Below are 26,311 nucleotides of genomic sequence, written 5' to 3' on the forward strand. Positions count from 1 at the left end.
GAATGAGTGAGTTGGCGAAGGAAAGAGAAACAACGACTAAGGAAAGCAGCGGTAAGATGTCACCGGCAATGAAAAAGAAGAGTGAACCTTACCTTTATCTCCTGCCAACAATTGTGCTGATGTTTTTATTGTTGATTATCCCTATTGGTATGGTGGTCCGATATTCATTTTTTGATAATGTAATTATTAAAAAAGATCCTGTATTCGTTGGATTAAAGAATTATGGCATGATATTATCTGACAAAACATTTTTTGTTGCAGTTAAAAATTCGTTGTTTTTTGTGGGTGTCAGTGTGGTTATGCATATGCTTTTAGGAATGCTGTTTGCATTGCTTCTCAATACAGGTTATATAGGAATTAATTTAAAATCATTTTTCAGAGTGATCTATGTATTGCCCTGGATGTTTACGGCATCGGTAATTGCAATATTATGGAAAATGATGATGAATCCCAATGGGATCATTAACTATCTATTGCAAATCACGAATCTGAGGTCTTCCCACATCCAATGGCTGGGCTCCCGGAATTTCGCATTATTCTCAGTGACATTAATCAATATATGGGCAGGTTATCCATTTTATATGGTTAGTATCCTGGCAGGACTTCAGGGAATATCCACAGATCTTTATGAGGCATCGGCAATTGACGGGGCAAATGCAGTACACCAATTTTTCCGCATTACCATTCCCCAATTAAAACCAATTATCATTAGCTTGTTGATGTTGGATTTTGTGTGGACCATACAGCAATTTGCCTTGATTTGGATGACCACAGGCGGGGGGCCCATCAATGCAACAGAAATGATAAGTACTTTTATTTATAAAAGAGGATTCAGTAAATATCAATATTCCCAGGCTTCTGCATCGGCAGTGATCTTACTGGTTGTTTGCTCTGTCGTAGCAATTTTTTATGTGCGGCATCAGAGAGAGAGGGACTGATTATGGTAGGGAAGAAAAAGTGGTACATAAAAATATTGGTTATGATCCTTCTCATAGCCGGAGCGCTGTTTTCAGGATTTCCTATATTGTGGATGCTGTTGAGTTCATTGAAACCAAATGCAGAAATCTTTGCCTGGCCCCCCACGTGGATATCAGAGAATTTTAGTTTGAAAGCATATAGTTCCATCTTTCATAATCCGGAAAAAGTCAGATTTTTTATTAATAGCTATTGCATTGCAATTATTGTAGTGATTTTCACATTGATTATTGGGATACTTGCATCTTACAGCTTCAGCCGTTTCAATTTTCCGGGAAAAAGTGTTATCAATACCCTCATTGTCAGCGTGCAGGCAGTACCTCCCATCACCCTTCTGATCCCATATTTAAGCCTGATTGTCAGCTTGAAACTGTATAATACCTTTGGCGCATTGATCCTTACGTATATGCTGTTTACCTTGCCCTATGCCATCCTAATGATTACCGGATATATGAATACTCTGCCTAAAGATTTAGATGAAGCCGTAATGATTGACGGCGGTTCAAGGTTTATGGCTCTTTGGACGGTATTGGTTCCGGTATCAATCCCTGGCCTGGTTTCGGTGGGAATGTATACGTTCATGCAGGCCTGGAACGAGTATTTGTTTGCATTGGCATTGACGAAAACAAATGAAATGCGGACCGTACCGGTGGGCATCAGCCTGCTCATGGGACAGCATGCCTATGAGTGGAATCAAATGATGTCAATGAGTGTATTAGGTTCATTACCTGTATTGATTCTCTTTTTGTTTTTCCAACGGTATTTTATTGCCGGTATGACAGCGGGAGCTGTAAAAAATTAATAGGTACGATGATCCGAAAACGGAAATCTAATAAAAAAATTGGAGGAAAAAACTATGCTGTTAAATATGAAAGAACTGTTAGCGGTTGCAAATGAAAACAATTTTGCGGTGCCTGCATTTAACATCAGCTCCTATGCGATGTTCAATGGAATTATGGAGGTCTCAGAAGAAGAAAATGCACCGGTTATTATTTCGATCCATCCCGATGAATTGAGCCACATTGGAGTAGATGTTATTCAGGCAATCAGGCAGAGAGCTTATAAATCAAATATACCGGTATGCATTCATCTGGATCACGGCGCCTCCTTTGAACAGGTCATGGTTGCGATTCAGACAGGATATACCTCTGTTATGATTGACGGCTCCAGTCTTTCTTTTGAAGAAAATATTGCTCTTTGCAAAAAGGTATGCGAAGCAGCACATGCAGCAAATGTATCCGTAGAGGGCGAACTTGGCACAATCGGAACAACCGATTCCACAGAAACGGAAAATCAGGTGATTATTTATACGAAGCCGGATGATGCCGTAAAGTTTGTAGAGGAAACAGGTGTTGACACTCTGGCAATTGCAATAGGAACATGCCACGGATTATATCCTGCAGGAATGAAGCCGGAATTAAAATTGGATTTATTAAAAGAGATCAAGTCCAAAGTATCCATTCCCCTGGTACTTCATGGAGGATCTAATAATCCGGATAAGGAAATTGGGGAATCAGTCACATTGGGTGTAAATAAAATCAATATCTCCAGCGATATTAAAGTGGCGTATTATATTAAAATGAGAGAAGTTTTAAAAGACGACGGCCTTAGAGAACCTAATATAATTGAACCGCCATGCATGGAATCCATGAAGGAAGTGGCATATCACAAGATCCGGCTTTTCAAAGCTGAAGGAAAGGCTGAACTTTACTGATCAAACATCACATTTTTATTTTATGGGGCAGATTTGTTTATTGGAAAATAGGATATATCCCATAAGAAGGTGGAGGGGATAGAGTGAAGATAGAAGAAAAATATATTGAGACATACGAAAAAATGGAAGAATTGATCAGGTCCAGAATTGATAACAATGCTTTTACGGCACTGGGCTACACCAGCAATCTGGATGTATTGTGTGATTTTCAAATAGAACTATTCAATCAGCTTCTGAACAAATATCTTCCCAATGGAGATTTAGCCGGAATGAAAGCGGCAAAAGAGATTACCACCATGGAGGAATTTTTGGAAACCATTGTGTATTTTAGCATCCATGGAATGGGTGGAGAAGTTGATATTTCGGATTTCCATATGATTAAAGATACTTTTGCAACAAAAAAGGGCATGGGCGGAACTGCAACCCAGGGGGCTATGGCTTTGGCAGCAGTAGAATGTCCTTCCATCGTTCATCTGACGGATGATTCCAAAGAGGTATGTGATATTTTAAATTCTCCCTATATTTATACGGTTTCCAGAGAAGGAGAAATCGTTCATACAGACCAGATCCATCAAACAGCGGAACAGGAAATACACTATATCATCCAATTTAAAAAAGGGGATGTGATTTGTCTTGGCACCAGGAAGATTGCAATTCCAACATCAAACAGACTGATCATAACCAAAATTACGGTAAATGAGACCCTTCCTTTCTTTGATTCCTATTTTTCCTACGTAGAAGCCCATGCCGCTGATATTAAAAGCAATGTCCTTTCAAGCTTTAATGCAATTCAGGATAAAGATATTTTACAACAAAGACTGACTTATGTAAAAGAACATATCAAAAAATATAAAGCAAATAATAAGGATGGAATTATATATTTTGAGGATGCACACTACCATAATAAAGAGGTTCGGCAGCTATGCCTGGAGACCCTTTGTCCATACATTGATATTTTGAGTTTAAATGAAGAAGAATTGGAGTACACCCTTCATATGTATGATTTCCCAATAGAAATCGATGACATATACTCCTGTATTAAGGGAGCCTCCTATATCAAAGAACGGTTTCTGGTGAAAAAAGGGGTTGTTGTACATACCAGGAATTATTCCATGTATCTTGGAGAAACATTAAATGGGGATATTGAAAAAGGCTTAATGCTGGGCAACATCCTGGCAACTGCAAAGGCAATCAATGGGTGGTATGGAACAAAGGAACAGATTGGAGAGGTCATAAAGCTGCCCTTAAGTGAAACCGGAATCAGAAACAGGGAATTAATAGCAAAAGAGCATTTTTCCAGCCAGGTCATTTTAGTACCGTCTAAATACATTGACAAACCAAAGTATACCATTGGATTAGGGGATTCCTTTGTTGCCGGTGTACAGATGTGTTTTGAATAAAAAGCTTGAAAAAGGGTGTGATTTACGGCAATATATATAGATAAGAAGGGAGGCACATGATGTTAGACAAACCTGTATTAGATGTGATAAGGGATAATTATGAAAAGATATTCTCAGCGGAGAAGAAAGTAGCGGATTTTGTTTTGGAACACCCTCAGGAAGCAGTGGACGCAAACGTTTCTGAATTGGCAAAGGCCAGCGGAGTCAGTGATGCAACGGTTGTGCGTATGTGCCATCATCTGGGATACAAGGGATATTATCAGTTTCGGCTAATGCTGGCAAAAGATGTTGGAAGAGATGAAGGAGAAGAAATTGAAGAACTGCAGAACACTCCCAATCCAGTGATGAAAATTTTCCAAAAATATGTGAATTCATTAACAGACATAGCAGAAAGCATTAATGAAGAAGATATGCGGTCTTGTGTAAACTTGATTAAGACATGTAAGCAGGCCCATATTTTAGCAGTGGGAAATACAACTCCCCTGGCCCTTTATTTGGGCTTCCGATTAGGAAGACTGGGTGTGAAATGTACCAATGATATTTCTCCGGAATATTTTTTAAATCATGTGAACCTTGCTGATAAAGAAGATATTATTATAGCAATTTCCCAATCGGGCAGTTCCCGACAAGTGATTCAGGGGATGGAGCTGGCCAAAGAAAAAGGTCTTAAGATAATGGCCATTACCGGATACAGACAATCCCCGGTATCGGAGCTGGCTGATTATGTATTGATCTCAAATGGAAGAAAAGAAGCATTTGATTATTATAAAAATTATGCACACCTAAAAGAGACGGCATTAATCGACGCTTTGCTGGAGCTGTTGATAAACTGGAAAAAAATTGAGGAAACGGACGCGGATAAACCAGAGGTTATTTTATCTGAATATAAGTATTGACACAGGTGGATCAAACGTTGCGCTGGAGAGGAGCGGCTGATGAAAAGATCGGAGATCAATCAAGTAATCCAAGATATGGAACAGCTTATCAGGGAGCATAGATTTGAAATTCCCCCTTTTGCAAAATGGACTGCAAGGGAATGGACGGATAAGGGACATGAGTGTGATGAAATAAGGGATAACAAATTGGGCTGGGATATTACAGACTTTGGTCTGGGAAGATTCGGCCAGGTTGGTTTCGCCCTTCTTACCATCCGGAATGGTAATCTGAAAATGAAACAGTATAAAAAAACCTATGCAGAAAAACTATTGATGCTGTATGAAGGGCAAACAGCTTCCATGCACTTTCATTGGAATAAAATGGAGGACATTATTAACAGAGGCGGGAATGATGTGTATATTACGGTGTATAACGGCGGGGAGGATGGAAGCATTCTCGGCACTGATGTGACTGTTGCCATGGATGGAAAGTTAAGCGTAGTAACTGCCGGAACAAAAGTAAAAGTATCACCGGGAGAAAGCATTACCATTACCCCATATATGTACCATGATTTTTGTGTCCCTTCTACAGGCGGAAGCGTATTGCTGGGAGAAGTCTCCATGTGCAATGATGATGAAAATGACAACCGGTTCGCTGATGCAGCGGTAGGAAGATTTCCCGAAATAGAAGAAGATGAACCGCCTTACAGGCTGCTTTGCAATGAATATCAGGAAGCAGGGGAGGGAATTCTGCAATGATGTACCGCTTGCCCCATGGTGTCAGTATACACCATGGGGTTTTCAACATATGATTTAGTAAGGGGTGTTATATCTTAAAGCCAGCCTCCGTCAAGGCCGATGACCTGTCCGGTCAAATAGGAATTTTTATAGCCCAGGTGGTATACCAAGTCGGCGACTTCCTCGGCATTTCCCAGACGCCCGGCAGGGATCCCGTCGATGAGAGCGATTAATTCATCCTCCTCCAGAAACTGATTCATTTCCGTATCAATGGCGCCGCAGGCAACGGCGTTGACCTGGATATTGCTTGGAGCCAGTTCCTTGGCTAAAGCTTTTGTAAAAGCGTTGATGCCGCCTTTTGTGGCGGAATAAGCGACTTCGCAGGAGGCACCGGATATTCCCCATACAGAAGAGATGTTAATGATCTTTCCTTGCTTTTTTTCCACCATTCCGGGAATGGCAAGCTTGCAGCAGTTAAATACTGAGGTTAAGTTGGTGCGGATAATCCGGTCCCAGGCATCTGTGGTCATATCCTGCAACAGGCCGATGTAGGAGATGCCTGCGTTATTGACTAGGACATCCAGTGTGCCGAACTGCCTGCGCACCTGTTCAAAGAGTGCCTGGCACTGGTTTTCGTCTCCCATGTCCCCCATGCAGGAAAGACAAGATACCTGATAGGCTTCCAGCTCCTTTTTGACTTGCAAAAGGCGGTCTTCATTGTGGAGGCAGTTGATGACCACGTTGTATCCCTTTTTTGCAAACTTAACGGCAACGGCTTTTCCGATTCCCCGGGAAGCTCCGGTTATGAGTACTGTTTTTTTAGCCATAAAATCACCCTTTCTGTCAGTTTATGATACGTTTATTTTATCAAATTGTCAGGCAGAATGCAACGTGGCCGGATCAGTGGCTGTTATAATTTGTGATTTTGTTACGGACCAGGCATTGCATACTTAAGGGCTGGTGAGATATAATGAAGAAAGATAATCTAATATCAGATAGAATAGAGAAAGCAGGTAGATAAATATGAATGAGATTTATGATGTGGTGATCATCGGATCCGGGCCCGCAGGGCTTTCAGCCGCAGTTTATGGTAAAAGGGCTGAGCTTAAGATGGTTGTCATAGAAAAGGAAATTGCCAGCGGCGGGCAGGTCCTTAATACCTATGAAGTGGATAACTATCCGGGATTGCCCGGAATCAACGGCTATGACCTTGGAATGAAGTTCCGGGAACATGCAGAAAAGCTGGGGGCAGAGTTTTCAACAGATGAAGTGCTTCGGATCGAAGCGTCTGACGGAGAGTTTACCGTGGTTGGAGAAGAGAGGACCTATGAGACAAAGTCGGTCATCATCGCTACCGGAGCACAGCACCGGAAGCTGAGCGTGATCGGAGAAGAGGAGCTTGCGGGTATGGGAGTTTCCTACTGCGCTACCTGTGATGGAGCATTTTTCCGCAATAAGGTGGCGGCAGTGGTAGGCGGCGGCGATGTTGCTATTGAGGATGCCATTTTCCTGGCCAGAATGTGCAAAAAGGTATACTTAATTCATAGGAGGAACAAGCTTAGAGGGGCCAAAACCCTGCAGACCCAGCTCTTTAACCAGAAAAATGTGGAAATTATTTGGGATACTGTGGTAGAGGAGATAGAAGGCGGAGATCAGGTGGAATCCCTGACCATAAAGAACGCCAAAACCGAGGAGAGCCAAAAGCTTTCCGTAGATGGAGTATTCATCGCGGTAGGAATCAATCCCCAGAGCGAAGCCTTTAACAACCTGGTGGAAATGGACCATGGCTATATAAAGGCCGCTGAAGACTGTGAAACCAATGTTCCCGGAATTTTTGCAGCAGGGGATGTCCGCACCAAGCAGCTCCGGCAGGTTTCCACAGCAGTATCCGATGGGGCAAATGCCATTACCAGCGTAGAACGGTATCTGACACGGATTTAAAGCAAACCATAAGAAACCCGCAAAGCGGGTTTCTTATGGTTATTGCGGCAGTCGCCGAATGAACATGCGGGCATGTTCGCCCGGCTCGTTGCCCGCATAAAAAAAGCAGCCGGACAACTGTCCAGGCTGCTTTTTGCAGGTTTTAGAATTCCGGTTCAATAAGGCCGTAGGAGCCGCCCTTTCTTTTATAAACCACATTGACCTCTTCTGTATCCGCATTTAAGAATACGTAGAAGCTGTGGCCAAGAAGTTCCATCTGGACACAGGCTTCTTCCGGGTCCATGGGCTTTACTGCAAATTTCTTTGTCTTGACGATCTCTATATAATCGTCGGTCTGAGTTTCTTCTTCCATAAAAGCTGTGGAGAAGGAAGGGGTATTCAGTTTTTTATCGATTAGTTTGTTCTTATATTTTTTCAACTGGCGTTCCAGGATCTCTTCTACAAGATCGATGGAAACATACATGTCTGTACTGGATTCTTCAGCCCTGATTATATGTCCTTTCACTGGAATAGTCACTTCAATTTTCTGTATTTCTTTCTGCACGCTGAGTCTTACTGTTGCTTCTGTCGCAGGAGCGAAGAAACGGTCCAGCTTTCCAAGCTTGTCCTCGACTGCCTCCCGTAACCCTGGTGTGACCTCAATATTTCTCCCTGTAATTGTAAAACGCATAAGTCATCAGCTCCTTTTTCTTGAGATGGTTATAGTATACCACATTTTTGAGAACAGTTCAATTGCATTGTAAAATTATAAGATAATTAACGATAATTTTTTGTAAAATGTCTCTACTTATATTTTATCGGTTTATTGAAAAACTATAGATGTACTTGGGGAAAAGTCAAGGGAAAAAGAGAAGTTTTCGTCGAAAAAGGAAAGTTTATGACATATATACAAAAAGAGGGGAGTCTGATGGTAAGATGAGAAATATGGGAATATGTGGAGAATAAATGTGGATAATGTGGACAACTTGGTGTATAACTGTTTTTCTCCCTAATTATGGGATTTCATGGTGGGGATAAAACTGGGGGAAAAATACACAATGGAATGTGGATAATGTGGAAAAGTGGAGAATCGAACAAGTTTTTTGTGCAATCTGTCAGATCGACATAATTTTTTCCAGATTTGCCGTTGTTTGCTGTGGAAAAAGGAAGGACCTGGGAAAAATTGAGCCGGATTATTACCAGAATGTTAATTTTTTATGAATTCGTTGAATTAAAGAGGAGATAGTGCTACAATATACGAGATTGTAACGTGTATATCGTTAAGAAGAGTAGGAGAATGAATCATGAACCTCGTTCAAAAAATATTTGGAACTCATAGTGAAAGAGAATTAAAATTAATAGAGCCCATTGTGGATAAGATAGAAGCTATGCGCCCATCCATGGTAGCACTTACGGATGAGGAGCTGAGGAACAATACAAAGCTTTTCAAAGAGAGACTTTCCGCAGGTGAGACTCTTGATGATATTTTACCGGAAGCGTTTGCAACGGTGAGAGAGGCCGCACGAAGAGTTCTTAATATGGAACATTTCCGTGTACAGCTCATTGGAGGGCTCGTTCTTCACCAGGGACGTATTTCTGAAATGAAGACAGGTGAAGGTAAGACCCTGGTATCCACCTGCCCTGCTTATTTAAATGCCCTTGCAGGCGATGGGGTCCAGATCGTAACGGTCAACGATTACCTGGCAAAACGAGATGCAGAGTGGATGGGAAGAGTCCATGAATTTCTGGGAATGACCGTTGGTGTGGTGCTTAACTCCATGAATTCTGACGAAAGACGCACCGCATATAACTGCGATATTACCTATGTAACCAACAACGAGCTTGGTTTCGATTATCTGAGAGATAACATGGCCATCTATAAGGAACAGATGGTTTTAAGAAATTTAGACTTTTGTATCATTGATGAGGTGGACTCCGTATTGATTGATGAGGCAAGAACACCTCTTATCATTTCTGGACAGAGCGGAAAATCCACAAAGCTGTATGAGGTTTGTGACATCCTGTCCCACCAGTTAGAGCGGGGCGAGGCTTCCGGGGAATTCTCCAAGATGGCAGCCATCATGGGAGAGGAAATCGTAGAAACCGGCGATTTCGTTGTGGATGAAAAGGACAAGGTAGTGAACTTGACCGAACAGGGTGTGGATAAGGTAGAGCAGTTCTTCCATATAGAGAACTTATCCGATCCGCAGAACTTAGAGATCCAGCATAACATCATTCTGGCCCTTCGTGCCAATTATCTCATGTTCCGGGATAAGGATTATGTGGTAAAGGATGACGAGGTCCTGATCGTTGATGAATTTACGGGACGTATCATGCCCGGCAGACGTTATTCTGACGGACTCCATCAGGCCATTGAAGCCAAGGAACATGTGAATGTGCGCAGAGAGAGTAAGACCCTTGCCACCATCACCTTCCAGAACTTCTTTAATAAGTACAACAAAAAGGCCGGTATGACCGGTACCGCCCTTACAGAGGAAAAAGAATTCCGTAACACCTACGGCATGGATGCCATTTCTATCCCGACCAACCGTCCGGTATCCCGTATCGACCAGGAGGATGCCGTTTATAAAACAAAGAAAGAAAAATTTGAAGCGGTATGCGATGAGGTGGAAATCGCTTACGGGAAGGGACAGCCTGTCCTGGTAGGTACCATTACCATTGAAACCTCTGAAATGTTAAGCGGCATGCTAAAGCGCCGGGGAATTCCCCATAAGGTGCTCAATGCAAAATATCATGAGCTGGAAGCTGAGATCGTGGCAGATGCAGGTGTGCATAAGGCTGTGACCATTGCCACCAACATGGCAGGCCGTGGTACGGATATCAAGCTTGACGACGAATCAAAGGCAGCAGGCGGTTTAAAGATCATCGGTACGGAGCGCCATGAATCCCGCCGTATTGATAACCAGCTTCGCGGCCGTTCCGGACGTCAGGGTGACCCGGGAGAATCCAGATTTTATATCTCCCTTGAAGATGATTTAATGCGTCTGTTTGGTTCCGAGCGTCTGGTAGGCATGTTCAATGCCCTGGGTGTGCCGGAAGGAGAGCAGATCGAGCACAAGATGCTCTCAAACGCCATTGAAAAGGCTCAGATGAAGATCGAGACAAACAACTACGGCATCCGTGAGAACCTTCTTAAATACGACGAGGTCATGAACGAACAGCGTGAAGTGATCTATTCGGAGAGAAGAAAAGTACTGGATGGAGACAATATGCGGGATGTCATCTTAAAGATGGTGACCGATATCGTGGAAAATGCGGTGGATCTTTCCGTCAGCGAGGAACAGGCACCGGAGGATTGGGATTTAAACGAGCTTAACACCCTCCTTCTTCCCATCATTCCCTTACAGCCCATCACTCTTCCCGAGGATAAGAAGATCAGGAAGAATGAACTGAAGCATATGCTGAAGGAAGAAGCCATTAAGCTTTATGAAACAAAGGAAGCAGAATTTCCTGAGGGAGAGCAGATCCGTGAGATCGAGCGTGTCATTCTCTTAAAGGTGATCGATAATAAATGGATGTCCCATATTGACGACATGGATCAGCTTCGCCAGGGCATCGGCCTGCAGGCTTACGGACAGAGAGATCCGCTGGTGGAATACAAGATGAGCGGATATCAGATGTTTGATGAGATGGCAGCGGCCATCCGTGAGGATACCGTAAGGATCCTGTTCCACATCCGGGTGGAGCAGAAGGTGGAGAGAGAACCGGCTGCCAAGGTGACGGGAACCAATAAGGATGAAAGCGGCCCGAAAGCGCCGGTGAAAAAGATAGAATCCAAGGTTTACCCCAATGATCCGTGTCCATGCGGTTCCGGTAAGAAATATAAGCAGTGCTGCGGACGTAAATTAGTATAGTATTTTTATAAAATTGGAGTTCGCACCCTTTTTAAGGACAGAACTCCAATTTTGTATTTATAAATTAAAAATAAATTAAAAACAGAAAGCGGGTGACACAGTGGTAGAGTTAGACCAGTACAAATACGAATTATCAACGTTTCAAAAACCATTAGTGGAAGTGAGGGATTCACTTTGACTTAGATAATAAGTTAAAGAGGATCGATGAGCTGGACAAGTCCATGGAAGAGCCGAGTTTTTGGGAGGATCCGGAAAAGTCGGCAAAGATTGTACAGCTTGCAAAGAATTTAAAGGACACGGTCCAGAGTTATAAGGAACTGGAGCGGCAGTATGAAGACATCGGTGTGATGATTGAAATGGGAAATGAGGAGAATGATCATTCCCTGGTCCCGGAAGTGGAAGAGATGCTGAGCGAATTCAAGGAAAAACTGGAATTCATGCGCATCAATACCCTTCTGTCAGGAGAGTATGACGGAGACAACGCCATATTAAGGCTTAACGCCGGGGCAGGAGGAACCGAATCCTGTGACTGGTGCGGCATGCTGTACCGCATGTTCTGCCGTTGGGCGGAGAAAAAAGGCTTTTCTCTGGAGGTCCTGGATTACCTTGACGGGGAAGAAGCGGGCATCAAGTCTGTTACGGTGCAGATCAACGGGCCTAATGCCTATGGGTATTTAAAGTCGGAAAAAGGCGTTCACCGTCTGGTGCGCATCTCCCCCTTTAATGCTGCAGGCAAACGCCAGACCTCCTTTGTATCCTGCGATGTCATGCCGGATATTGAAGAGGACTTAGATGTGGATATCAACGAAGAGGACCTTCGCATTGATACCTACCGTTCCAGCGGTGCCGGTGGGCAGCATATCAACAAGACCTCCTCAGCCATCCGTATTACCCACCTTCCTACTGGAACTGTGGTCCAGTGCCAGAATGAGCGTTCCCAGTTCCAGAACAAGGACAAGGCCATGCAGATGTTAAAAGCAAAGCTTTATATGTTAAAGCAGCAGGAAAATGCGGAAAAACTGTCTGGTATCAGAGGAGACGTGACAGAGATCGGCTGGGGAAACCAGATCCGTTCTTATGTCCTTCAGCCTTATACCATGGTCAAGGATCACAGGACCAATGCGGAAACCGGCAATGTAGGAAGCGTTCTGGACGGTTCTCTGGATCAGTTCATGTACGCCTATTTACGCTGGATAAGTACCGGGGCAAAGGCCGGAGACAGCAGCGGGGAATAAAGGCTTTCCCTGTATTTTTTTAAGAACCGAAGAAAATAAATAGAAAAATAGTTGCATACCCTGCATAAATATGATAATATCTTCCCTATGAGCACAGATGTATTTCCGTTGCGGACACAGAAGGGAAGATATTTTTTTATGGAAGAAAAAAGTAAATATTTTGTGGTAAAGCAAAAGGCTGTACCTGAAGTATTACTGAAAGTAGTTGAGGCAAAAAAGCTGTTGGAATCGGAGCGCGTCATTACTGTTCAGGAGGCGACTGACCGGGTGGGGATCAGCCGCAGTTCTTTTTATAAGTATAAGGATGACATCTTTCCTTTTTACGATAATACGAAAGGTAAAACCATTACTCTTGTGATGCAGATGGATGACGAACCGGGTTTGCTGTCTGACCTGCTTCATGTAGTAGCTGTGTACCGTGCCAATATTCTCACCATACATCAGAGCATTCCGGTTAACGGAGTGGCTACCTTGACATTAAGCGTGGAAGTCCTTGAGACCACCGGCAATGTTTCAAAAATGCTGGAGGATATAGAAGAAAAAGATGGGATCCACTACGTTAAAATTTTAGCCAGGGAGTAGAGGCATGATTTTCTTAATGAAGGCAGGCAAGGCCGCCTGAGTGTTCCCCTGAAGGGCACTTAGAAAATCAGCCGTTGGATGAGCCGAATGGCGAATCGGATTTCCTTGAAAAAATAATGCGAAATCGAATTGCTGGAGGAGACAGAATATGAGACATATTGCAATTATGGGCTATGGCACCATTGGATCAGGTGTGGCAGAGGTATTGGAAAGAAACAAAGAGATGATTGCCAAAAAGGCAGGCGACAGGGTTGGTGTGAAGTATGTTCTGGATTTAAGGGAATTTCCAGGGGACCCTATGGAGGATAAGATCGTTCACGATTTTTCCGTCATTGAGAAGGATCCTGAAGTCTCTATGGTGATCGAGACCATGGGAGGATTAAATCCGGCTTATCCCTTTGTAAAGGCAAGCCTGGAAGCAGGAAAGCATGTGGCAACCTCCAACAAGGCCCTGGTGGCGGCGTACGGCACCGAGCTTTTGGAAATTGCCAGAGCGCACAATGTGAATTTCTTTTTTGAGGCCAGCGTAGGCGGAGGCATCCCCATCATACGCCCTCTTTACACTTCCCTTGCAGGCGAGGAGATGGAAGAGATCACCGGTATTTTAAATGGAACCACAAACTACATATTGACAAAAATGGCAAAAGCCGGAGAGTCCTTTGAGACGGCCTTAAGAGAGGCCCAGGACCTTGGCTATGCGGAGCGGAACCCGGAAGCTGATGTGGAGGGACACGATACCTGTCGAAAGATTGCCATCTTGACGGCAATGGCTACGGGACACGAGGTCAATTATGAGCATATTTATACAGAAGGGATTACAAAAATAACGGATGTGGATTTCCGCTATGCCGATGCTATGGGAACCTCTGTAAAGCTGTTCGGCTCAAGCAGGATCCAGGGAGGAACCGTCCATGCATTTGTAGCCCCGGTCATGATCGGAAAGGATCACCCCTTATATTCGGTAAACGATGTATATAACGGAATCCTTGTAAAGGGAAATATGGTAGGCACTTCCATGTTCTACGGAAGCGGTGCAGGAAAGCTTCCCACAGCCAGCGCTGTGGTAGCGGATATTATAGAGGCCCTTAAATGCCATGATCATCATGTGGAAATGGGATGGGACAGGGAAAGCCTTACCATTTCAGCCATAGACAGCTTTTCCTTCCGTTACTTTGTGAGGGTCAAGGGGATCGCTGAAAAGCGCATGAAAGAAGTGGAGGAAGTATTTGGCAAGGTGGAAGTGGTAGAACTGGACCATATGGATGAATTTGCGGTCCTTACGGAGACCATGACCGAAGAGGAATACGGGTTGAAAGCGAAAAAGCTGCCGGGGATCAGGCAGCGGATCCGTGCAGAATTTGAATGCAAATAAGCGGCTTGCGTTTATGAGCATGGAGTGAAGCGGAATGGGAATGTCCGCTTTACAAGGTGTAACAGGTTTATGAGCATACAGCAAGGCGGATGAGAATATCCGCTTGACTTTTCGCCAGGAGGCATCAATGTTAGTAGTGAAAAAATTTGGCGGTAGCTCCGTCGCAGACAAGGAAAGAATATTTAATGTGGCAAAGCGCTGCATTGAGGAGTATGAAAAAGGCAATCAGGTAGTGGTGGTCCTGTCCGCTATGGGAAAGACCACGGACGGTCTCATTGCAAAGGCCCATGAGATAAATCCAAACCCTCCCAAGAGGGAGCTGGATATGCTCTTAGCCACAGGAGAGCAGATCAGCGTGGCTCTTATGGCTATGGCAATGAATTCTCTGGGAGTTCCGGCCGTTTCTTTAAACGCGGCCCAGGTGGCCATGCACACCACCTCTGCCTACGGGATGGCCAAATTAAAGCGGATCGATACAGAACGCATACGGCATGAACTGGATGCCAGGAAAATTGTGATCATCACAGGTTTTCAGGGGCTTAACAAATATGACGACTTAACAACACTTGGCCGTGGAGGCTCCGATACAACAGCCGTGGCCCTTGCTGCTGCCCTTCATGCGGACGCATGTGAGATATATACGGATGTGGATGGCGTATATACGGCAGACCCTCACATTGTTCCAAATGCCAGAAAGCTTCCTGAGGTTTCTTATGATGAAATGCTGGAATTCGCTTCTCTGGGAGCAAAGGTGCTCCATAACCGGTCTGTGGAGATGGCAAAGCGTTATGGAGTTCAGTTGGTTGTTCTGTCAAGCCTGACCAGGGCAGAAGGTACAGTTGTCAAGGAGGAAACAAAATTGGAAAGAATGCTGGTTAGCGGCGTGGCCGCGGATAAAAATGTAGCCCGTATTTCAGTAATCGGGGTCAAAAATACGCCTGGGATTGCTTTTAAAATCTTTAATCTCCTAGCAAAGAACAACATTAACGTGGATATCATCATCCAGTCCATCGGACGGGAAGAGAGAAAAGACATTTCCTTTACGGTGGCAAAGACGGACTTAATGGATACCATGGAACTTTTAAAGAAAAATATGGATTCCATCACCGCCCAGGATGTGACCAGCGAGGAAGGCGTAGCCAAGATTTCCATCATCGGTGCAGGGATGACCGGCAATCCCGGAGTGGCTGCAAAGATGTTCGAGGCCCTTTCCAGCGCCAATGTAAACATCAAGATGATTGCAACCTCTGAGATACGGATAACGGTCCTGATCGATGAAGCAGATGTAAACCGTGCCATGAGGACGGTTCATGATGCCTTTGACCTGGCAGATTAAGGGTCGGCAGAGAAATGAACTGGTTAAAAAAAATATTTGGCCTGGGGCTGCCCTGCCTGTTTCATTCCCTGACAGGACTTTATTGTCCGGGTTGCGGCGGGACCCGGGCCATCCGGTCATTGTTACGTGGGGACCTGCGGATGAGTTTTCAGTATCATCCGCTGGTCCTTTATGCTGTTTTCGTATTTTTTTTGGAATTGATCTTAAGGACTGCCATTAAAGGGCCAATGACTCCTATGGATCATAGAAAAAGAGACAGGATATTGATCCTGGCAGGGACCGCTGTTGCGGCGGCCAATTGGATTTTCAAGAATTATATGCTGGTTTTTAAGGGGGTGGATCTGCTCCCTCTTATGAGGTAGGCCTTAGTCTCCGGAAGGAGAAGTGGCTGTAAGGGCCTGGGAGGCAGTCTCGAAAACCTGTCGGAAATACTGGCCCAAAGCTGTGTTGGTATCCATGGTGTCGTATACAAAAATAATAAACAATGCCATCATAAGGCCGCATACTGCGGAGATAACAGACAGGATCAGACCGAGCTGGGCCTGCTGGGTAAAGGGTTTTCCTTGTCTGGAAAGGACGGCGCATGCGATGCCCATCAGACCGAGAAAAAGGCCGGCAGGCAGGCTCCAGATGCTGAAAAAGGGAAGGCAGTCGCTGGCCAGTCCAATGCCGCCCAGAAGAACGGACCAGAAGGCCAGAAAAGAACCTGTGGGACGGATCTGGGGCAGCATCCCGTTGTTGCTGTTATGATTTTCTTCCATTCGTAATTTACCTCGTTTACATATTGTGAAAACAGAAAAGCGTTTTCATAAACCACACTATTGTATGATTGTAGCATGAAAAGGGCCCCGTGTCCAGACGGGTCTTGCATAAGCCCGGCTGATGAATTATAATAGTAAATTGAATGAAGGTTGTAAGAAAAACGTCTTTCAACCCCCGGTTTGTGAACCAACCGGGTATGCTTGCATATCCGTCTGATTCATCAGGATTCAAATTATGAAAAATAAGGGGATCGCCATGGATATTATAAAAGCATTACAAGAAGAGCTTTCCATTGCCCGCGGACAGGTGGAAGCAGCAGTAAAGCTCATTGATGAAGGAAACACCATTCCGTTTATTGCAAGATACCGGAAGGAGGTCACCGGTTCCTTAAACGATGAGGTCCTGCGGAACCTGGATGAGCGGCTCCGCTATCTGCGGAACTTGGAAGAACGGAAGGACCAGGTCCTTTCCTCCATCAGGGAACAGGAAAAGCTGACGCCGGAGCTGGAAAAAAAGATTTTAGAAGCCCAGACCCTGGTGGCAGTGGAGGATTTATACCGTCCTTATAAACCTAAAAGAAGGACAAGGGCCACCATTGCAAAGGAAAAGGGGCTGGAGCCTCTTGCGGACTTAATCCAGCTTCAGATGATAAAGACTCCATTGACAGAGGCTGCGGTCCGGTACGTTTCCGAAGAAAAAGGGGTTTCTTCCCCGGAAGAGGCCATAAGCGGAGCAAAGGACATTCTTGCAGAGCGGATTTCCGACAATGCGGAATACCGTACCTATATCAGGAATGCTACCGTGAACCAGGGAAGCATTCAGTCGGCGGCAAAGGATGAAGAGGCGGAATCCGTATATGAAATGTATTACAATTATGAGGAAACCATAAAGAAGTCTGCAGGTCACAGGGTCCTGGCCTTAAACCGGGGGGAAAAGGAGAAGATCCTTACGGTGAAAATCCTTGCGCCTGTGGAACAGATTCTGCGGTTTTTGGAAAAACAGGTGATTGAAAGGGACAACCCATATACAGCTCCCGTCTTAAAAGAGGTAATAGGAGACAGCTATGAACGTCTTATAGCTCCGGCCATTGAGCGGGAGGTAAGAAGCACTTTGACGGAGCAGGCAGAGGACGGCGCCATCCGGGTCTTTGGAAAGAATTTAGAGCAGCTATTAATGCAGCCTCCCATTGCAGGACGGGTGGTCATGGGCTGGGATCCGGCATTCCGGACCGGCTGCAAGCTGGCTGTTGTAGATGAAACCGGAAAAGTCCTTGATACCATAGTTATCCATCCTACGGCACCTCAGAACAAAGTGGAGGAGGCAAAGGCCGTTTTAAGGAAGCTGATCAAGAAATACCAGGTTTCCCTGATTTCTGTTGGAAATGGAACTGCATCCAGGGAATCGGAAGTAGTGATCGTGGAATTGTTAAAGGAAATACCAGAGCAGGTTCAGTATATCATCGTAAACGAGGCAGGAGCCTCCGTTTATTCCGCCAGCAAGCTTGCCACGGAGGAGTTCCCCAATTTTGACGTTGGCCAAAGGAGTGCAGCCTCCATTGCAAGAAGGCTCCAGGATCCTCTGGCAGAGCTGGTTAAGATCGACCCTAAATCCATTGGAGTGGGCCAGTACCAGCATGATATGAATCAAAAACATTTAAGCGAGGCTCTTCAGGGCGTGGTGGAAGACTGTGTGAACAAGGTGGGCGTGGACTTAAATACGGCCTCCGCTTCCCTTCTGGAATACATATCCGGAATTTCAAAGCCCATTGCAAAGAACATCGTGATCTACCGGGAAGAGAACGGGGCATTTACCGGCAGAAGCCAGCTTCTTAAGGTGCCGAAGCTGGGACCAAAGGCCTACGAACAGTGCGCCGGCTTTATGAGGATCCAGGGAGGAAAAAATCCCCTGGACGGAACCAGCGTTCATCCTGAAACCTATGGGGCGGCAAAAAAGCTTTTGGATAAGCTGGGCTATGAGTTGACAGAGCTGGCTCGCGGCGGCTTAAGCGGGATCGGCAAAAAGATCCTGGATTATAAGACCCTGGCAGCCCAGTTGGAAATCGGAGAAATCACCCTGCGGGATATTGTAAAGGAACTGGAAAAACCGGCAAGGGATCCCAGGGACCATATGCCCGCTCCCATCCTCCGGACCGATGTAATGGAAATGAAGGATCTGCAGCCAGGCATGGTTTTAAAAGGAACCGTGAGAAATGTCATTGATTTCGGTGCTTTTGTGGATATCGGCGTTCACCAGGATGGCCTTGTTCACATTTCGCAGATGTCGGATAAATTCATCAAACATCCCCTGGAAGCAGTCAGCGTGGGAGACATTGTTGAAGTCAAGGTCATAAGCGTGGATGCACAGAAAAAAAGGATCGCCCTGACCATGAAATTATAAAAGGAAGTGCTTTCCTTGTCTTTATTAAAAAATATGCTGGGAAATGCTGTGCCTAAGGCACAGGAAGGAGAAATGAGTGGAAGAGAAACAGCCGATTGTAATAGAAGTAAAATTGACGGCAAAGGATCTGTGGAAGTTTTCCATGTATCATTCCTATCGGGGGATGCAGGGGCTTTTTAATATTATTTTCAGCGCTGCTGCGGTGTTTCTCCTGATCACCACATGGAGCTCCAATTCTACATCATACCGGGTGCTGTTAGTCGTCTGCGCCCTGATGTTTACGGTCTGGCAGCCGGGCATTCTTTATTTAAAGGCTCTTAAGCAGGCAAAGACTCCCATGTTCCAGAACATCATGACCCTTTCCTTTGATGAGGAAGGGATCCTGGTTTCCCAGGGAGAGGAAAGCCTTCCAATTGCCTGGGAGAACGTTTCAAAGGTGGACCGTGTGAGGGATATGATGATCCTGTATATGGATCGGGTGCACGCCTATTTGCTGCCTGATTCCGTTGTGGGAGAAAAAAAGGCGGCAGTCCGTGGGCTTATTAAAGAAAAACTGCCTCCTGAAAGGCGAAAGAGGATATAAATGATGGTTATAGAAAGCTGGAAGCCAGAAGAGACCTATGAACTTGGGAAAAAAATGGGAGAGGAAGCCAGGCCTTCCTCTGTGTACTGCTTAAATGGGGATTTGGGTGTTGGGAAGACCGTATTTACCCAGGGGTTTGCGTCAGGCCTTGGGATCGTGGAACCGGTGAACAGTCCTACGTTCACCATTGTCAACCAGTATGAGGAGGGACGCCTGCCTTTCTATCATTTTGACGTATACCGGATCGGCGATATCAGCGAGATGGATGAGATCGGTTATGAGGACTGTTTTTACGGGGAAGGCGTGAGCCTTATTGAGTGGTCCAACCTGATCAGGGAGCTTCTTCCTGACCATGTAATAACTATAACCATAGAAAAGGATATGGAAAAAGGGTTTGATTACAGGAAAATAACCGTGGAGGGAATGTAAATGAGGATACTTGGAATTGAGAGCTCGTCTTTGGTGGCTTCCGTTGCCCTGGTGGAGGACGAGGTAACGACTGCGGAATATACGGTAAATTTTAAGAGGACCCATTCTCAGACCCTTCTTCCCATGTTGGATGAAATTGTAAAAATGGTGGATCTGGACTTAAAAACCATTGATGCCATCGCTGTTTCCGGAGGACCGGGTTCTTTTACCGGGCTGCGGATCGGCTCTGCTACAGGCAAAGGCCTTGGCCTTGCATTAAAGAAGCCCTTAATTTCCGTGCCCACCGTGGATGCCATGGCTTATAACCTCTACGGCAGTGCCTATAGTGTCTGCCCCATCATGGATGCCAGAAGAAATCAGGTATACACGGGCATTTATGACAACAGGGACGGATTTTCCGTGATTAAGGAACAATGCGCCATGGACATTGAAGAATTGGTGGAAGAATTGAATACATCCGGACAAAAGGTGATTTTCTTAGGAGACGGAGTTCCTGTATACAGAAAGCAGATACAAGAAAAGATGACCGTTCCCTTCCTGTTTGCCCCGGCTCATTTGAACCGGCAGCGGGCGGCAGCGGTGGCGGCCCTGGGCTGCCGGTATTATGAGGAAGGGAAGACCCTTGGGGCAGAAGATCATGCCCCTGTTTATTTAAGAAAGCCTCAGGCGGAACGGGAGCGGGAAGCACATTTTTCTGAATGAAAGCAAGGGTGAGCGTGGCTTGAATTTTAGAAAATAGCCGTTAGGTGAATGGAACTTTCGTAAAAGGAGGAGAAGCCCATGGTTCATGAAATGGGGCCGGAGGATGTGTTTGGAGTTTCTGAAATAGAACAGATCTGTTTTTCCGATCCATGGTCTTTGGAATCCGTCAAAGAGGGGCTGGAAAGCAGCCTTGATACCTGGCTGGTGTTAGAAGAGGGGGGGGGCCTTTTTGGGTACTGCGTCTTCCGGATCATTGCCGGGGAAGGAGAATTGCTCCGGATCGCCGTTCTCCCAGAGTACAGGGGGAGGGGACTATCAAAGAAACTTATGGACCGGCTGGTGGAATATTCCATAAAAAAGGGAGTAAAGTCCATGTCTTTAGAGGTCCGTGAAAGCAATAAAAAAGCCAGAAACCTTTATAGATCCTATGGTTTTGAAGAGGAAACCATCCGGAAAAATTATTACCTGAATCCTCAAGAAAATGCCGTCATTATGTGGAACCGCCGGATATGAAACATTTACCACTAAAAATAGGGGGAAACACCGTTTATAATGTAGGGGTATCCAGTAAGGATGCCCTTTTTCCTATTTTCAGATTATGCAAAACGGAAACAGGGCTTAGCTGGTAAGTGCGAAAAAGGAAAGGTGAGAGGAAGATGAGAAAGTACAAAAACGGTGGTCAACTTGAAACAGTTGTGTGCAACTGCTGTGGCAAAAAAATTATCGTGTCAGAAGGTGTTGCCAGGGAGGGGGTATTAAGCATTAATCATACCTGGGACTTTTTCTCCGAGAAGGATGGGGAAATCCATCATCTAGATCTGTGCGAGGACTGTTACGATGCCATTATTCAGGAGTTCAAGATTCCTGTGGAGGTAGAAGAACAGTTGGAATATTTATAGTTGCTAATTGCCTCTGCTTTGTGATATGATTTTATGAGGCGGTTTTTTAACCGCTGTTCATTGATAGAAACCAAAGCGAGGAAATTTTATGTTGGATATATGTTTGCTGGGAACCGGAGGAATGATGCCTCTGCCATACCGGTGGCTGACAGCCATGATGGCCAGATGCGACGGCAGTGATCTTCTCATTGACTGCGGGGAAGGAACCCAGATTGCGTTAAAGGAAAAGGGCTGGAGCCCGAAACCCATTGACATCATTTGTTTTACCCATTATCACGCCGACCATATAAGCGGTCTTCCGGGGCTTCTCCTGACCATGGGCAATGCGGAAAGGAAGGAACCCCTGACTCTTATGGGGCCAAAGGGCTTAGAGCGTGTGGTAGGAGCTCTTCGGATCATTGCGCCGGAGCTGCCATTTGAACTGAAATTCATCGAGCTTTCCGAAAACCGGGAGCAGGTGACCATCGGGCCATATGTGATCGATGCTTACCGGGTGAATCACAACGTGGTTTGTTATGGTTATTCCATTTCCATTCCAAGGAAGGGCCGTTTTGATGTAGAACGGGCCAATGCCGCAGGAATACCCCAGAAATTCTGGAGCCGTCTGCAAAAGGGGGAAACGATTGCAGACGGTGAAAGGACTTTAACTCCTGACATGGTTTTGGGCTCGGCAAGGCGGGGGCTTAAGGTCACCTATTGTACGGATACAAGACCGGTTCCTGTGATTGCGGAATATGCAAAGGAGGCGGATCTTTTTATCTGCGAGGGCATGTACGGAGAGGAAGGAAAGGAAACAAAGGCCAGGGAATATAAGCATATGACCTTTTATGAAGCTGCCAGACTGGCAAAGGAAGCCCAGCCAAGGCAGATGTGGCTGACTCATTACAGCCCCTCCCTCACCAGGCCAGAGGAATATATGGAGAAAGTCCGGGAAATCTTTCCCCGCGCCAAAGCGGCAAAAGATGCCTGGACCTTGGAGCTGGAATTTGATGAGGAGTGAGGAAGAGGCAATGAAGAAAAACCATACAGAGGAAGATGTCTATATACTTGCGATTGAAAGTTCCTGTGATGAGACGGCGGCAGCCGTAGTAAAGAACGGAAGAGAGATCCTTTCCAATGTGATCTCCTCTCAGATCGCCCTGCATACATTATACGGGGGCGTTGTGCCGGAAATCGCATCCAGAAAGCATATTGAAAAAATGAACCAGGTCATAGAAGCCGCTCTTCTGGAGGCAGGGCTGTGCCTGGAGGATATGGACGCCATAGGCGTCACTTATGGCCCTGGCCTGGTGGGAGCGCTTCTTGTGGGCGTTGCCGAGGCAAAGGCCATTGCCTATGCGGAGGGGAAGCCGTTGGTGGGAGTGCACCATATTGAAGGACATGTATCAGCTAATTTTATTGAACATCCCGACCTGGAACCGCCATTTTTATGTCTGATCGTCTCCGGGGGCCATACCCATCTTGTGGTTGTAAAGGATTACGGAGAATTTGAGATTCTGGGCCGCACCAGAGATGATGCGGCAGGAGAGGCCTTTGACAAGGTGGCAAGAGCGGTTGGCCTTGGATATCCGGGAGGTCCGAAGATTGACCAGGCGGCAAAGGAAGGAAATCCCCATGCCATCAAATTTCCCCGGGCAAAGGTAGAGGGAAGCGTTTACGATTTCAGCTTCAGCGGCTTAAAGTCAGCAGTATTAAACCATATTAACCACGCCAACATGATAGGAGAGGAAATCAATGTGGCCGATCTGGCTGCATCCTTTCAGAATGCGGTTGTGGATGTGCTGGTAAGCCATACAGTGGATGCTGCAAAAGAATATGGATTTAAAAAGGTAGCCATCGCCGGAGGCGTGGCTTCCAACTCTGCCCTTCGGAAAGAGATGAGCCTTGCCTGTGAAAAAGAAGGAATTGCCTTTTTCTATCCGTCACCCGTTTACTGCACCGATAATGCGGCCATGATCGGTACGGCAGCTTATTATGAGTATATCAACGGAGCCAGATCCGGTTGGGATTTAAATGCAATTCCTAATTTAAAGCTTGGGGAGAGATAGTGCGCCGGGAGGAGATTTTTATGTCTCAGAAGGTGTGGAAAGGATAGAGTATCCTTTTATCCCTCAAGAACTGGGCAGGAAAGAGGTAATGATCCTATGGAGGACAGGATGAGAACGGCAGCAGTCATATTGGCAGCAGGAAAGGGAACCCGTATGGGCGGCCAGGTACATAAGCAGTACATGGAGCTCTTGGGGAAACCGCTGCTGTATTATGCACTTCTTGCCTTTGAAAACAGTTCGGTAGATGAGATCGTCCTGGTGACCGGCCCGGGAGAGGCCAGGCATTGCCGGGAGGAGATTATAGAGAAATACGGATTCAGCAAAGTGACAGCGGTTACAGAAGGGGGAAAGGAACGGTATCATTCCGTATACCAAGGCCTAAAGGCAGTTAAAAACTGTGATTACGTCCTGATCCATGACGGGGCCAGACCCTGTGTAACCGAAAAGATCATAGAAGCAGCTTCCCGTGGAGTCAGAAAGTACAGGGCCTGTGTAGTTGGGATGCCTGTAAAAGACACCATTAAGATGTCTGATGAAAATGAATTTGCCGCCATGACTCCGGACAGGAGCCGGCTTTGGCTGATCCAGACCCCTCAGGCCTTTGAATATGAGCTGGTACTTCGGGCTTATGAAAAGCTTATGTCATCGGAAAAGTATCAGGGGGGAGTAACGGATGATGCAATGGTAGTGGAAACCATGACTCAGGAAAAGGTGAAATTGATTCGTGGCGATTATGCCAACATAAAGATTACAACACCGGAGGATATGGAAATTGCTTCAGTGCTGATAAAAAGAAACCACTGGGAAAAATAAAAGGAATGCTGTAAGCGCAGCTTCCTTTTTATTTTTTCCCTCCTGATTTTAAAAGATCCTTTACAATCAGGTGAAGGTGGTCAAGCTGCTCCCGGTTTAAATGCTGGGCATCCTCCATCAGCTCTCTTACTTTTGACGGGCTGCTGATGCCGTGGGAGAAAAATTCTGATGGTTCAATGTCCAGATACTCGCATATATAAAAGAAGCCCATCATGGACGGAAGAGCAAGTCCGTTTTCGATTTTATGGATATATGTGGGGTTCTGTCCAAGGGACAGACTCATATCACGTGCGGATACGCCCTTTTGGGCTCTAAGCTCTGAAAGGCGTTTTGAAAAATTGAAATCTATATACATAGGTAGCTCCTCCTGATTCCATAGTATTGCATTTAATGAAATATATGTAGTAAATAATGCAATCCATCACTTGACATGTTGCATTCATTACAATATTATTAGTTATATAAAGTATTTAATGTATGATCATACAGAAAAGTCCGCCATGCGGACTGGGGGGCTGTCAGATCCTGTCTACGTCAGTATCAAAGGAAGCACCCTGTGGGTATAACTTTATGCCCAGAAAGCATGGGCGGGAAAGACGAAAGAAGGTACGGTAGATGAAAACTGAAGAAAACAGGATAGATAAGGACAAAAACGCCAAGGTTGGGCTTTTGGACCGTATAGCGGCGGAGTCGGGCTGCATGTACCTGTCAGATTTAAGAAACTGTATTTCTAAAAGACGCTATCGCAACGTTGTTGCCAAAATACCGGCAACGGATTATCCTGTAAAAGTATGGGAAGATGCGGTCCGTTATATGACGGGGACAGAAGAAGATTTTAAGACACCTGAAGCAGCAAAACAACGACTTTTGGAGCTTTTATAGAGCTTTGAAATATAATTTGAAAAAAATGTAAAAATGTGTTGACAGAATAAACAAACAATGATAAACTATCCAAGTTGCAGCCGATGAGCGCAGCAAACAAGCAGTATTAGTCTCCAAGAGATTTGGGAAAAATAGAAAAAGTGCTTGACAAAAGCATGGACTTCTATTAGAATATAAAAGCACATTTGGAGAGGTATCGAAGTGGTCATAACGAGGCGGTCTTGAAAACCGTTTGTCCGCAAGGGCGCGTGGGTTCGAATCCCACCCTCTCCGTTGGCAGGTTTTTAGCCGCTAATAACATAAAAGAATCAGCTAACTGCAGAAGTACCCAAGTGGCTGAAGGGGCTCCCCTGGAAAGGGAGTAGGCCGTTAGTAGCGGCGCGAGGGTTCAAATCCCTCCTTCTGCGTCAGCATCGGGGAAATGAAAACTTCCAGCAGATGCAAAGCACCTTGAAAACTGAAGATTGAACAGTATGTAAAACCCTGAAAATTCTAATAAAACAAGCCATGTTTGATGGCTTTGAATGAGAACAATTCAGAACAAATACAAGCAATTGTATACGAACCAAACAACAAGTAAAACGGGAAAAAAATTAGCTAGTTAGTTGATTTTGACCCCGGATTGAACCGAATGGCAAGTCCAAGCGGTACGCTCATGAAGCTTTGCTTCATTCGCTACCATTTGCTTCGCAAATGTTCGGAGATTTGCAAAAAAGTCCTTATGAAAGCTCGCTTTCAACAGACTTTTTCACCAATCACCGACCGCTTTCAAAG

At 45.4% G+C, this 26,311-nt stretch carries 27 protein-coding genes and 2 tRNA genes; 25 read left to right on the forward strand and 4 right to left on the reverse strand.

Annotated features, from left to right (window positions below; translation table 11 throughout):
- The first annotated feature begins 2 nt into the window (after nt 1–2).
- The 6 genes from ACYVD3_RS23475 (at nt 3) to ACYVD3_RS23500 (ending at nt 5,723) form a co-directional block, all read left to right on the forward strand.
- The gene (locus ACYVD3_RS23475; RefSeq protein WP_460644923.1) at nt 3–938 is read left to right on the forward strand and encodes a carbohydrate ABC transporter permease; all 936 of its coding nucleotides are present in this window, start codon (nt 3–5) and stop codon (nt 936–938) included.
- Nucleotides 939–940: 2 nt separating this feature from the next.
- Nucleotides 941–1,777 (forward strand): carbohydrate ABC transporter permease, encoded by an 837-nt coding sequence (locus ACYVD3_RS23480; protein ID WP_460644924.1) that lies wholly within the window; start codon nt 941–943, stop codon nt 1,775–1,777.
- Nucleotides 1,778–1,831: 54 nt separating this feature from the next.
- Nucleotides 1,832–2,689 (forward strand): ketose-bisphosphate aldolase, encoded by an 858-nt coding sequence (locus ACYVD3_RS23485; RefSeq protein ID WP_460644925.1) that lies wholly within the window; start codon nt 1,832–1,834, stop codon nt 2,687–2,689.
- An 83-nt stretch (nt 2,690–2,772) separates the two neighbouring features.
- Nucleotides 2,773–4,089: an ADP-dependent glucokinase/phosphofructokinase gene (locus ACYVD3_RS23490; protein WP_460644926.1), complete on the forward strand. Its 1,317-nt coding sequence runs from the start codon at nt 2,773–2,775 to the stop codon at nt 4,087–4,089.
- A gap of 56 nt (nt 4,090–4,145) precedes the next feature.
- Entirely contained in the window at nt 4,146–4,985 is an 840-nt protein-coding gene (locus ACYVD3_RS23495) for a MurR/RpiR family transcriptional regulator (RefSeq protein WP_460644927.1), read from the forward strand.
- A 39-nt stretch (nt 4,986–5,024) separates the two neighbouring features.
- The gene (locus ACYVD3_RS23500) at nt 5,025–5,723 is read left to right on the forward strand and encodes a D-lyxose/D-mannose family sugar isomerase (protein WP_460644928.1); all 699 of its coding nucleotides are present in this window, start codon (nt 5,025–5,027) and stop codon (nt 5,721–5,723) included.
- 74 nt (nt 5,724–5,797) lie between these two features.
- Here the strand turns inward: ACYVD3_RS23500 and ymfI are convergent, their stop codons facing one another.
- The gene (gene ymfI / locus ACYVD3_RS23505) at nt 5,798–6,529 is read right to left on the reverse strand and encodes an elongation factor P 5-aminopentanone reductase (RefSeq protein ID WP_460644929.1); all 732 of its coding nucleotides are present in this window, start codon (nt 6,527–6,529) and stop codon (nt 5,798–5,800) included.
- A gap of 196 nt (nt 6,530–6,725) precedes the next feature.
- Here ymfI and trxB point away from each other — a divergent pair, with 196 nt between their 5' ends.
- A complete protein-coding gene (trxB, locus tag ACYVD3_RS23510; RefSeq protein WP_460644930.1) occupies nt 6,726–7,643 on the forward strand; it encodes a thioredoxin-disulfide reductase in 918 nt (305 codons plus the stop codon).
- Between the two features lie 142 nt (nt 7,644–7,785).
- Here trxB and hpf read toward each other — a convergent pair whose 3' ends face one another.
- Nucleotides 7,786–8,313: a ribosome hibernation-promoting factor, HPF/YfiA family gene (gene hpf, locus ACYVD3_RS23515; protein WP_460644931.1), complete on the reverse strand. Its 528-nt coding sequence runs from the start codon at nt 8,311–8,313 to the stop codon at nt 7,786–7,788.
- A gap of 613 nt (nt 8,314–8,926) precedes the next feature.
- Here hpf and secA point away from each other — a divergent pair.
- The 6 genes from secA to ACYVD3_RS23545 all read left to right on the forward strand — a co-directional run bounded on the left by secA (nt 8,927) and on the right by ACYVD3_RS23545 (nt 16,384).
- Entirely contained in the window at nt 8,927–11,497 is a 2,571-nt protein-coding gene (secA, locus tag ACYVD3_RS23520; protein WP_460644932.1) for a preprotein translocase subunit SecA, read from the forward strand.
- A gap of 100 nt (nt 11,498–11,597) precedes the next feature.
- A protein-coding gene (gene prfB / locus ACYVD3_RS23525; protein WP_460644933.1) for a peptide chain release factor 2 occupies nt 11,598–12,732 on the forward strand; the annotation gives its coding sequence in 2 pieces (ribosomal slippage) (nt 11,598–11,672 and nt 11,674–12,732; 1,134 coding nt in all).
- A 138-nt stretch (nt 12,733–12,870) separates the two neighbouring features.
- Complete coding sequence (locus ACYVD3_RS23530) at nt 12,871–13,314, forward strand: ACT domain-containing protein (protein ID WP_460644934.1); 444 nt, start codon at nt 12,871–12,873, stop codon at nt 13,312–13,314.
- Nucleotides 13,315–13,462: 148 nt separating this feature from the next.
- The gene (locus ACYVD3_RS23535) at nt 13,463–14,686 is read left to right on the forward strand and encodes a homoserine dehydrogenase (protein WP_460644935.1); all 1,224 of its coding nucleotides are present in this window, start codon (nt 13,463–13,465) and stop codon (nt 14,684–14,686) included.
- A 127-nt stretch (nt 14,687–14,813) separates the two neighbouring features.
- Complete coding sequence (locus tag ACYVD3_RS23540) at nt 14,814–16,022, forward strand: aspartate kinase (protein WP_460644936.1); 1,209 nt, start codon at nt 14,814–14,816, stop codon at nt 16,020–16,022.
- A gap of 14 nt (nt 16,023–16,036) precedes the next feature.
- Nucleotides 16,037–16,384: a DUF2752 domain-containing protein gene (locus ACYVD3_RS23545; protein WP_460644937.1), complete on the forward strand. Its 348-nt coding sequence runs from the start codon at nt 16,037–16,039 to the stop codon at nt 16,382–16,384.
- Nucleotides 16,385–16,387: 3 nt separating this feature from the next.
- Here the strand turns inward: ACYVD3_RS23545 and ACYVD3_RS23550 are convergent, their stop codons facing one another.
- Nucleotides 16,388–16,783 (reverse strand): sodium:solute symporter, encoded by a 396-nt coding sequence (locus ACYVD3_RS23550; protein WP_460644938.1) that lies wholly within the window; start codon nt 16,781–16,783, stop codon nt 16,388–16,390.
- A gap of 256 nt (nt 16,784–17,039) precedes the next feature.
- Here ACYVD3_RS23550 and ACYVD3_RS23555 point away from each other — a divergent pair, with 256 nt between their 5' ends.
- From ACYVD3_RS23555 to ispD, 9 genes are all read left to right on the forward strand, one after another.
- Nucleotides 17,040–19,181 carry a Tex family protein gene (locus ACYVD3_RS23555; protein WP_460644957.1) on the forward strand — a complete coding sequence of 714 codons (2,142 nt, stop codon included), beginning with the start codon at nt 17,040–17,042 and terminating at the stop codon, nt 19,179–19,181.
- Nucleotides 19,182–19,257: 76 nt separating this feature from the next.
- A complete protein-coding gene (locus tag ACYVD3_RS23560; protein WP_460644939.1) occupies nt 19,258–19,764 on the forward strand; it encodes a YcxB family protein in 507 nt (168 codons plus the stop codon).
- 3 nt (nt 19,765–19,767) lie between these two features.
- Nucleotides 19,768–20,193, forward strand: coding sequence for a tRNA (adenosine(37)-N6)-threonylcarbamoyltransferase complex ATPase subunit type 1 TsaE (gene tsaE / locus ACYVD3_RS23565; RefSeq protein WP_460644958.1), 426 nt, complete (start codon nt 19,768–19,770; stop codon nt 20,191–20,193).
- Entirely contained in the window at nt 20,194–20,895 is a 702-nt protein-coding gene (gene tsaB, locus ACYVD3_RS23570; RefSeq protein WP_460644940.1) for a tRNA (adenosine(37)-N6)-threonylcarbamoyltransferase complex dimerization subunit type 1 TsaB, read from the forward strand.
- Nucleotides 20,896–20,973: 78 nt separating this feature from the next.
- Nucleotides 20,974–21,408, forward strand: a complete 435-nt coding sequence (rimI, locus tag ACYVD3_RS23575) for a ribosomal protein S18-alanine N-acetyltransferase (protein ID WP_460644941.1) — start codon at nt 20,974–20,976, stop codon at nt 21,406–21,408.
- Between the two features lie 143 nt (nt 21,409–21,551).
- The gene (locus ACYVD3_RS23580) at nt 21,552–21,794 is read left to right on the forward strand and encodes a hypothetical protein (RefSeq protein ID WP_460644942.1); all 243 of its coding nucleotides are present in this window, start codon (nt 21,552–21,554) and stop codon (nt 21,792–21,794) included.
- A gap of 88 nt (nt 21,795–21,882) precedes the next feature.
- Nucleotides 21,883–22,794, forward strand: a complete 912-nt coding sequence (locus tag ACYVD3_RS23585) for a ribonuclease Z (protein WP_460644943.1) — start codon at nt 21,883–21,885, stop codon at nt 22,792–22,794.
- 10 nt (nt 22,795–22,804) lie between these two features.
- On the forward strand, nt 22,805–23,842 hold the full coding sequence (gene tsaD / locus ACYVD3_RS23590; RefSeq protein ID WP_460644944.1) for a tRNA (adenosine(37)-N6)-threonylcarbamoyltransferase complex transferase subunit TsaD: 1,038 nt from the start codon (nt 22,805–22,807) through the stop codon (nt 23,840–23,842).
- Nucleotides 23,843–23,938: 96 nt separating this feature from the next.
- On the forward strand, nt 23,939–24,655 hold the full coding sequence (ispD, locus tag ACYVD3_RS23595; RefSeq protein WP_460644945.1) for a 2-C-methyl-D-erythritol 4-phosphate cytidylyltransferase: 717 nt from the start codon (nt 23,939–23,941) through the stop codon (nt 24,653–24,655).
- 28 nt (nt 24,656–24,683) lie between these two features.
- Here the strand turns inward: ispD and ACYVD3_RS23600 are convergent, their stop codons facing one another.
- On the reverse strand, nt 24,684–25,010 hold the full coding sequence (locus ACYVD3_RS23600) for a helix-turn-helix domain-containing protein (protein ID WP_460644946.1): 327 nt from the start codon (nt 25,008–25,010) through the stop codon (nt 24,684–24,686).
- A 260-nt stretch (nt 25,011–25,270) separates the two neighbouring features.
- Here ACYVD3_RS23600 and ACYVD3_RS23605 point away from each other — a divergent pair, with 260 nt between their 5' ends.
- The 3 genes from ACYVD3_RS23605 (at nt 25,271) to ACYVD3_RS23615 (ending at nt 25,944) form a co-directional block, all read left to right on the forward strand.
- On the forward strand, nt 25,271–25,537 hold the full coding sequence (locus tag ACYVD3_RS23605; protein ID WP_460644947.1) for a hypothetical protein: 267 nt from the start codon (nt 25,271–25,273) through the stop codon (nt 25,535–25,537).
- 187 nt (nt 25,538–25,724) lie between these two features.
- Nucleotides 25,725–25,810, forward strand: a tRNA-Ser gene (locus tag ACYVD3_RS23610).
- Between the two features lie 45 nt (nt 25,811–25,855).
- Nucleotides 25,856–25,944 (forward strand) — tRNA-Ser (locus ACYVD3_RS23615).
- The last annotated feature ends 367 nt before the right edge of the window (nt 25,945–26,311 follow it).

Source organism: Lacrimispora brassicae, assembly GCF_054772055.1.